The sequence below is a fragment of the Gardnerella vaginalis genome (assembly GCF_001546455.1).
GTDB classification, from domain to species: domain Bacteria; phylum Actinomycetota; class Actinomycetes; order Actinomycetales; family Bifidobacteriaceae; genus Bifidobacterium; species Bifidobacterium vaginale_B.
This window is the reverse complement of sequence record NZ_KQ956821.1, coordinates 63914-72755: the sequence shown is the minus strand read 5'-3', so window position 1 is coordinate 72755 and position 8842 is coordinate 63914. Positions and strand designations below refer to the sequence as shown.

Genomic DNA, 8842 nt, shown 5'->3' with positions numbered 1-8842 from the left:
CTTTCGCGGCGAAAAATCTCGAATCTCTACCTAACTTGCGCTGCGAAGATGTGAGCGCGGCTAATCCGCGCGAGCGATTTTCCCGAAAATGTAGCTCTGATCGGCGTGTTGAGCTACAAAGTGCGGAGTTGTTTGACGGGTTTTGTACGTGATTTAGGCGTAATTTGGTACAAAATGCGGAGATGGTTGACGGGTTTTGTTGTTGATAGATACAAAAACCGCGGAAGACGAGTCGGTGAAGACTGGTCAACCGCGGTTTTTATTTGTTATTTAGTTTTGATTACGCACGACGATGGCGAGCGAAGTAAGTGCCGCCTCCGATTACTGCGATTCCTGCAACAACAGTCGCTATAGCTGCCACAACCTTAAGCGTAACGCTGTTGGACGCGCTTTGCGCTGCGCTTTCCTCGCCGCTAGATGCTTGAGCGCTCTTAGACTCATCCTTAGACTCGCTCTTGGAATCATTCTTGGAATCGCTCTTAGACTTGCTCTTTACAGAATCATTAGCAGCATCTTTTGCGGATTCGCTCTTAGCGTCATCCTTCTTAGCCTCGTCTGCCTTGGCAGCGTTCTTTGCAGCAGCCTTAGCTCCAGCCACTAGTGCGGCTGCGATGCGATTGGCGCTAGATGCGCTAAGAGTGTTAGCGTGCGCAGCGCCTGCAACATTATTCGCCGCAACGCCATTAGCGCCCTGAGCGTTAGCGCCGTTAGCACTCTGGTTTTGTGCTGCTGGAATGGCGGCGTTAAAGCCAAGCTGCTCGCCTGCAAACAGATTCTTAGCGTATCCTGCAAGATACTTGCTGTACCAGTTGTTGCTGCTGTAATCCGAGCTGCCAACGTAGTCGCTGCCTGATGCTTCGCCAGGCTTTTCAACAGACGCAGGGCCAGAGCCAGAGTCAGGCGTTGTGTCTTCGATGCTTGGAGCAGGAGATGGGGCAGGTGGTTCTGGAGCTGGGTCTGGAAAAGCGGGAAGCGTATTAGCAGCAGTATTCAGTGTTTTAACTGACTCATTAAGAGTAGCTACATATTGCTGCAAATCCGTTTGCATAGTATGGAATCGCGCAGTTGCAGCAGCAAACTTAGCAGTGTATTTTTGCTGAGCCTCTTTAGGCAGCTTAGCGATTATCTCTTTAAACTTAGTTTCAGCAGCCTTAACAGTCTTTTGTGCTGCCGTAACCTTAGCTTGTGCGGCTGCAAGAGCCTGCTGTGCTTGCGCAACCTTAGCCTTAGCTGCCTTAACAGCCTCAATCTTTTTGGAAACAGCGGTTTTAGCTTGATCTAATTCAGTAGCTCTTTTAGCTGCTGTTTGATTAGCTGCGTCAAGAGCACTCTGAGCTTCTCCCTGCTTTTTGGTTGCCGCTGTAAGCTCACCTTGAGCAGTGGCAATCCTACCTTGAGCTGCTTTAGACTTTTGAGTTTCAGACTGGATTGTTGCATCGAATCCATTAATCTTAGTACCAAGATCCTCAACCGTCTTCTGCGCAGCCGCAAGCGCTTCATCTGCTTGTTTCTTGGCTTCAGTTGCTTTTGTAACCTCCTGCTGTGCGGCAGTAACCCGGCCTTGAGCAGTCTTAACAGCCTCAGTCAAACCATCAATCTTGGTTTGCTGCTCAGTAACCTTATTGCGCGCCTGCTGAGCTTCGGTCTGCTTCTGCTGTGCGGTAGCTTGAAGACCAGTCAACTCTTGATTAAGATTCTGCAGCTCTTCATTAAGCTCAGCGATCCTTGCTCGCTTTTGCTCATCGCTCTGGGTCTGTGCCTGCTGAACCTTAGCGTTCTCCTGCTCATACTTCTGCTGAGCCTCAGTCGCCTTGTTGTCCAAGTCGTGGTATTTTTCTAGAGCCTCATGCTTAGTCTTGTTTGCTTTTCGAAGTTCATCTTTAGCATTGTTAAACTCCATCTGAGCTTCAAGAACCTTTTGGCTTAACTTGGTTACGCTGTTTTCTGCAAGAGTATCAGTCTTGCTTTCTTCTGTAATAACCTCGTAAGTTTTTTGGAATAAAGCTTTATCTGCTTTGTTCTCTGCGGCTGCTAAATCAGCTAAATCGCGAGCATTGCTTGGCTCCAGTTTCTTTGCGCCATCATCTGTAACCTTAGCTATGTAATCGGTTAAAAGCTTGTTATAGTCTTTTGCACTAATGCTCTTTTCGGAGTTGCCATGCCACACAGCAACATCGTAAATAAGCCTTGTGTTGTCTACATCTATGGCTGTATCTGCTTCTGCAAAGCCTGCAGCCGTATTGTCTCTAGCAATAAAATTCAGATAGTGGCCAACGACTTCACCAAATGCCTCCCGAACTTTGTTATTAGAGTCATTTTCGAATAATTGAGGAGCGTTACTAGTGTCATCGGGTTTAGTAGTGCCAGTGTAATTAGTAAAATCATACCTGTGATTCTGCAAGAACGTTTTACCGGCATTGGTTAAAGTATATGTCGTGTTTTTATAAGTCCAGGAACCATTTTTAATGGCATTGTCGTATATATCTTTTTCTGCATAATACCAGCCATCCATAGCGTTAAACTTACTTGTAGCGTGTATTGGTTTATTAGAATCTGTGTTAGATTCTATGCTAAAGCTGCCGTCGCCCCTTGCTCTATTAGGATTATCTCCGTCGAATTCACCCCACGCAAGGTTTTCGTCTGAATCAGAATATGCGTGAGACTTTAGCTGATCTTTAGAGTTCTTGTCTACGCCATGCTCCCAATCAAAATTAGCCGCGTGATCTTGAATCGTAGAAGAATAGAAGGAGTGAATTATGCTCTCTGCAATAAGGCTTAAGCGAACTCCAACAGTAGGAAGACCAGCATTTTCTTCTGAACGAACCCTATTAAGAGCTGCATAATAAGTAGCCGCTTCTTTAAGATTCTGCAAAGAATCAGGCCCTCCAACGCGATGCAGTTTCTTTAAGTAAGCCGTCCAAATAGGAGCCTTTTCTAGCTCTGTTCCTGAACTATATTTGTGGTTCTCAACTTCAATTATTCTTTCTGTAGGAGTAAAAGTTTTACCTTTAATTATATCTTGAGCGCGCTTAGCGTCTGCAATAAGGTCAGCGTTACCCTTGCTTCCCTTTGCGGTTTCTGTTTCAATCACATACTCCAAGAAGCCTTCAAAGCCCCTCTCAACATCTGGGTCGAGCTTCTCTGTGTATGCTTGATTGTAGTTGTTACTTGCTTCTCCAGCAGCGTCGTCAAGCGACTTAATGTTCTTCTTATAAGACTCGTTATTGTGAAGAGCGGTTTCTGCGTCTGTTAAAGCCTGTTCCTTGTTGTGTGCAACAGTGTTTTTGGAGCTAGCTTCAGCAGCTGCATTATCTGACTCAATCTTGGCTTGATCTGCAGCATCTTTAGCCTTAGTTGCAGCCTCTTTAAGTGCCTGCAGTTGCTTGTTTGTTGCAGCAGTTCCTGGTTGTTCAAGAGCCTTTTTATCGGCTTCCTTTTGCTTTATTTCGTCCTGCTTCTTTTGTACAGCTTCATTTGCCTTTGTTGCTTCATTGCCAGCATTTTCAGCAGCTTGATTTAGGCCTTTGAGCTTTTCTTTAGCATCGTTTATAGCTTTATTGTCATTTTCTAGTTCTTGCTGAGCGGCAGCAGCTTCGCCTTCTTTTTCTTTTACTTTATCTTTGGCGTCTTGTAGAGTTTGCTTATCTTGTGTAACGGTTTCGTTAGCTTTATCAAGCTCTCCCTGCGTCGTCTGCTTATCTTTTTCCGCCTGACCCTTAGCATCTTCGGCAGCTTGCTTATCTTCTTGAGCCTTCTTTAGAGTTTGGGTCTTTGCCTTAACGTCGTCGTTGGCTTTCTCTAGTTCGCCTTGCTGAGTTATAACGTTTTGATCTGCCTGTTCCTTGTCTGTTTGAGTCTTGGTTTCGTTATCTTTAGCGGTCTTATACTCATTATTTGCTTGCTCGGCAGCAGTATTTGCAGCATTAGCATCAGAGATTGCTTTATCCTTGGCACCTTTTGCGCTATCTACTTCAGTCTGAGCTTCATTTGCCTGATCATCGGCATCTTTTATAATCTTTTCTGCTTCAGGATTTGTTGTATTATCTGCTGGAGTCGACTGAGAAGCGCCGCCCTGATCACCAGTTCCGCCATGGCCGCCAGTAGAGCCGCTGCCTTGACCGCCAGCTGGAGCTACAACAGGCGTTGTCGTTGGCTGCGCTGGCGTTGTCTCAGTGGTTTGCGCGTTTGCAACGCCCGCCATTGCGAATAATGCAAGGGAACTTGCGCCCAAAGATATTGCTGCTGCGAGTTTAGCGTTCATGATTAGCTTCTCCTCTTGTTGGTGGTGAATCGCAGTTTTTAGTGTTTGCAAGAATTGTTGAATACCGCAATGTTTTGCGATTAAGCGTCTCGCTGTCATTGCGATTTTCTCTTTAACCTTGCTTCTTCGGATTATTATAATCTGCTACGGGGGGGGTATCAAGTTTTTTAGCAATCTTACCAAATAACTATGGATTAATTTTTATGCAGCGTGTTTATTTTAAAAAATACTAAAACCATGTGCAGCGTAGAAATTCAATAGCGATTTTTAATGTACATTCCTAATAAGAAAATAGGGAAATGTAAACTGAATCTAGGTTGATTAAGATTAGGTTGATTAAAGATTAAATTTAAGGAGTCGCAAGATGGCAGAAGATATGCATCAATCAACGCCAACAATACATGGCGAGCAACTAAACGCGGATGGCACGCAAAAAGCGCAAGACCGCGTAAACAATCGATCTTTGCGCCCAAACAGCGATTCCTTTAAAGAGTTTATGACCAGCGGCTGGGATAATCAGGAGCCTCAAATCGAACCGCTTGAATCTTCGAAATACACGCCAGCGCGTCTAGAGGCGCTTGGCAAGCGATTCTCAGGCGAGCGCCTTGTTATTCCAGCAGGCCAGCCAAAAGTGCGCAATAACGATTGCGACTACGCTTTTAGACCAGACACGACTTTTGCATATTACACTGGCTTGGGTCAGGATTACGAGGCTGGCGCGGTGCTTGTGCTTGAGCCAGTGCAACCAGGTAGCGACGAGGAAGCGGCTGGCAAAACACATGTTCCGCAGCTTTTTGTGGCTCCTCGCGCAGACAATAGCACTGCTGCGTTCTACAAAGATCCGCACTACGGCGAATACTGGGTTGGCCCTCGCGCAGGACTCAAAGAGCTTAAGGCTATGACTGGCATTGAAACGCGAGACATTGCGGAGCTTGACGACGCGCTTGCAAAAAACGTTAGCGACGATAATAGCGCTGCCGAAAGCGTGCGCGTGCGAATTGTGCGCGAGTCGGATGCCGATTTAACAGCGCGCGTAGATGCGCTAAGGGAAGCAAGCGGATTTAGCGACGAAGATGCAAACATTGCTGCCGACGATAAGTTGCACGAAGTGGCCGCCGAAGCGCGAATGCTTAAAGACGCTTACGAGATTGGCGAAATGCGCAAGGCTATTGCTGCTACAAAGTTAGGCTTTGACCGCATGCTCACGCGTTTGCCTCAAGCTTTGGGCAAGGAGCATTCTGAGCGCATGATTGAAGGCGCTTTTAATTCCGTTGCGCGTGAAGTTGGCAACGAAGTTGGCTACGATACAATTGTTGCTTCTGGCAAGCACGCTCCAATTTTGCATTGGATGCGCAACACGGGCGTGGTTTCTAGCGGTGATCTTCTTTTGATTGATGCAGGCGTAGAAGTCAACAGCCTTTACACGGCAGATATTACGCGAACTTTCCCAACCAATGGCAAGTTTACGGATTTGCAAAAGAAGCTTTACCAATGCGTTCTCGATGCTCAGCAGGCTGGTTTTGAGGCGGCTAAGCCAGGCGCCACTTACAGCGACATTCATCACGCTTGCATGCGCGTACTTGCGGAGCATTTGCACGAGTGGGGCATTCTAAAGGTTAGCGTTGAAGAATCGCTTTCGCCGCAAGGTCAGCAGCATCGTCGTTGGCATGCTTGCGGTGTTGCTCATCACTTGGGTCTAGATGTTCACGATTGCGCTCAAGCTCGCTACGAGGCTTATCAGGGTGCGAAGATTACTCCAGGAATGATTTTTACAATCGAGCCTGGCTTGTACTTTGCTGCCAATGATCTTATGCTTCCGCCAGAAATGCGCGGAATTGGAATCCGCATTGAAGACGATGTTTTGATGACGGAGAATGGTCCTGAATGGCTTTCTATTGATATTCCTAAGCAAATCGAAGATGTTGAAGCTTGGATGGCTCAGCGCGCTGCTAAGTAGTGTGCTGCTATCTAAACGGATTATCTAGGATTATTTAGGATTATCTAGGATTATTTAGGATTATTTAGAATCATCTAAGACTATCTAAATTAATTATCTAATCTTTACGCAATAATGTTGTTATAGCACTTAGTTGTTATAACAACATTACTTTATTGCGGTTTATGTGGCTTATGTGCTACATATGCTCTATATGTTTCATGCGTTTTATACATTTATGTGTTTTATGCATTTATGTGACTTGTTGCAATAAAGATGTTGATTAACGAGTCGCAGCCAAAATCATCGATACTCTCGAAAGGAATACAATGACTAAGCCAATCGTTCTTTCACTTGGAGAACTACTGTGGGATTTGCTTCCCCAAGGAAAACGAGTTGGAGGTGCTCCAGCAAACTTTGCGTATCATGCGCAGTGCAATGGTGCAGAAAGCTACGTTATTAGCGCTGTTGGAGAAGATTCTCTTGGCAATGAACTTGTTGAAGAAGTTGAAAAAGCAGGGATTGAGCACGTTATTCAGCGCAATGCTTGGCCAACTAGTACGGTAGATGTTTCGCTTAGAAATGGCATTCCAGAGTACACGATTGTGCGAAACATTGCGTGGGATCATATTGTTTATACGCGCGAACTTGTGGATCTTGTTAGCAAAGCGGACGCGATTTGCTTTGGCACGCTTAGCTTAAGGTCGCAAGAAACTCACGACACGGTTTTGGAGCTTTTAAAGCACACCAAGCCAAACGCCATGAAGTTCTTCGATATTAACATTCGTAGCGATCATTATTCAAAGGATTTGATTGACGCTCTTCTTAAAGAGGCAACTGTTTTTAAGCTTAACGATTCCGAGCTGCTTCTTCTTAGAGATATGTTTAATATTCGCGAAACTTCCGACAATGAGGCTTGCAAATGGTTCCAGGCGCGCTACGGTTTAGATTACGTGATTTTGACTGGCGGATCTACTTTTAGCGCAATCTTTACTAAGGATGGCGAAAGCTCTACCTATCCAACTCCTCATGTGGAAGTTAACGATACGGTTGGCGCTGGCGATTCATTCTCTGGCACTTTTGCTGCAAGGATTTTGGCTGGCGATTCGCTTAAAGACGCGCATCGTGCTGCAATCGACACTGCTGCGTACGTTTGCACTCAGGCGGGCGCGTGGCCAGAGTACCCGAGCGAAATCCCAGACTACCTTGCTCAGGCGGGGCTGTAGAAAGGTATGCTCATGGATGATTTTGTTTGGGACGATAATAAGGCTAAGCATTATGATGGCAAAGAATCCAAGCAGATGATTCAAGCAATGTTTATGCGCGCAGCAGATGATGCGCCAGACATTGATACTGCTGTGAGGCTCCTAAGAGCTGGAATGCAAAGAATATAAACAAAAGCTTCAACTTGTAAGATGAATTAGGTAATTCCTAGAATCAAACGAGTTGAAGCTTTTTTATACGCCATTAAGGCGATTATTTGGTGGGGCCTCAGGGGCTTGAACCCTGGACCGACGGATTATGAGTCCGTTGCTCTAACCGACTGAGCTAAAGCCCCACGCTAACAAAGTTAGCAACGACCAGATTAGCACACACCCATAAACGTTTAACACGCTACGATTAGCTAGATGTTTAGTGCTATGTTTAGCGCGCAAAGTGCATGGGTGTGCGCAAGGCAAGTCGCAAGCAGCTTTAGAGCAAAACTTACGCCACTACTTCTTGGTCTCTTCCAGAGGCAAAATTGCTCAAAACTCCAGTCTTACGAACAGCAACGAACAAAAGCCAAGGAACAATGCCTGCAATCACAAAGCCGCTTATAAGCTCGCAAATCATGTGAATTGTAAGATAGTTTGCGCTCTTGCCCTGGTAGACCACAAACATTAAGTAAATACCATATTCCAGCGCGGTAAGCGTGCCAGAAATTACGCTTAAAGTAAGATTGTACTTTTTGTAGCGAGCGATGGCAAAAGGAATCTCGCTAAACACGGCTTGCAATGCAGCAGAAGCCAAAACCATAAACGCAGAGAATTGCTGGCCAAGAATGTTCTCAAACACGGCGCCAACAACGTTTACGTAAATCGCAGCACCAGGCTTGCGGATTAAAAGCAGTGCAAGTGGGCCAGAAAGGTACCAAACGCCGTGCAAAATGCTGCCAAAACCAGGCAAAATTGTGCGCAAAATAGGGGAGATTTGAGAGAAGAATATGATTGTAAAGCCCCAGTAGATTACGCCAAACAAGGCAGCCAGAGCAGCGCCGAGAGATATGTCTGCAACGCGCCATTTAAGGCTTGCGATTGTTGTTGGGGCAGGATCCGCGTTTTCGCGGGCCTTATCGGTTATTGGGGTTGTTGTATTGCTTTCGGACTCGTTGTCTAGAATATCACTCATTAGTGTTCCTAACTGTTGATTGCTGCGCATTGTAATTTCTTTAAGCGTTCCTCGACCTACGCAGCCTGGGCAGAAACGCCAACGTGTACTTTACCATCTAAGAGCCATAAACACGCCTTTTTTGCGCAAATTTTGTGTGATTTGTAACATTTTTGACTATTGCAGAAATTTATAACGCGCTATAAAACCGATTATTCAACGCAAGTGAACAATGTTTACGCGACTACCTGCCTTTTCGCTTGAGAAGCGTAGCGCGC

General features: G+C 45.8%; 5 protein-coding genes and 1 tRNA gene. 3 read left to right on the top strand and 3 right to left on the bottom strand.

Annotated elements, in window-relative coordinates; translation table 11 throughout:
- Nucleotides 1-280: 280 nt before the first annotated feature.
- The gene (locus tag HMPREF3216_RS04865) at nt 281-4360 is read right to left on the bottom strand and encodes a coiled-coil domain-containing protein (protein WP_155639682.1); all 4080 of its coding nucleotides are present in this window, start codon (nt 4358-4360) and stop codon (nt 281-283) included.
- 277 nt (nt 4361-4637) lie between these two features.
- On the opposite strand from HMPREF3216_RS04865, the gene HMPREF3216_RS04860 reads away from it, so the two are divergent.
- The 3 genes from HMPREF3216_RS04860 (at nt 4638) to HMPREF3216_RS06465 (ending at nt 7591) form a co-directional block, all read left to right on the top strand.
- Nucleotides 4638-6218 (top strand): aminopeptidase P family protein, encoded by a 1581-nt coding sequence (locus tag HMPREF3216_RS04860; RefSeq protein WP_419471004.1) that lies wholly within the window; start codon nt 4638-4640, stop codon nt 6216-6218.
- 308 nt (nt 6219-6526) lie between these two features.
- On the top strand, nt 6527-7423 hold the full coding sequence (locus HMPREF3216_RS04855; RefSeq protein ID WP_060787185.1) for a carbohydrate kinase family protein: 897 nt from the start codon (nt 6527-6529) through the stop codon (nt 7421-7423).
- 12 nt (nt 7424-7435) lie between these two features.
- On the top strand, nt 7436-7591 hold the full coding sequence (locus tag HMPREF3216_RS06465) for a hypothetical protein (protein WP_155639681.1): 156 nt from the start codon (nt 7436-7438) through the stop codon (nt 7589-7591).
- 87 nt (nt 7592-7678) lie between these two features.
- Here the strand turns inward: HMPREF3216_RS06465 and HMPREF3216_RS04850 are convergent.
- A tRNA-Ile gene (locus HMPREF3216_RS04850) sits at nt 7679-7755 on the bottom strand.
- Nucleotides 7756-7901: 146 nt separating this feature from the next.
- Nucleotides 7902-8585 (bottom strand): ECF transporter S component, encoded by a 684-nt coding sequence (locus HMPREF3216_RS04845; RefSeq protein WP_060787184.1) that lies wholly within the window; start codon nt 8583-8585, stop codon nt 7902-7904.
- Nucleotides 8586-8842: the final 257 nt, after the last annotated feature.

Coding starts and splice junctions, on each gene's coding strand:
- HMPREF3216_RS04865 (WP_155639682.1), bottom strand. CDS start 4,360: ATGACAGCGAGACGCTTAATCGCAAAACATTGCGGTATTCAACAATTC.
- HMPREF3216_RS04860 (WP_419471004.1), top strand. CDS start 4,638: ATGCATCAATCAACGCCAACAATACATGGCGAGCAACTAAACGCGGAT.
- HMPREF3216_RS04855 (WP_060787185.1), top strand. CDS start 6,527: ATGACTAAGCCAATCGTTCTTTCACTTGGAGAACTACTGTGGGATTTG.
- HMPREF3216_RS06465 (WP_155639681.1), top strand. CDS start 7,436: ATGGATGATTTTGTTTGGGACGATAATAAGGCTAAGCATTATGATGGC.
- HMPREF3216_RS04845 (WP_060787184.1), bottom strand. CDS start 8,585: ATGAGTGATATTCTAGACAACGAGTCCGAAAGCAATACAACAACCCCA.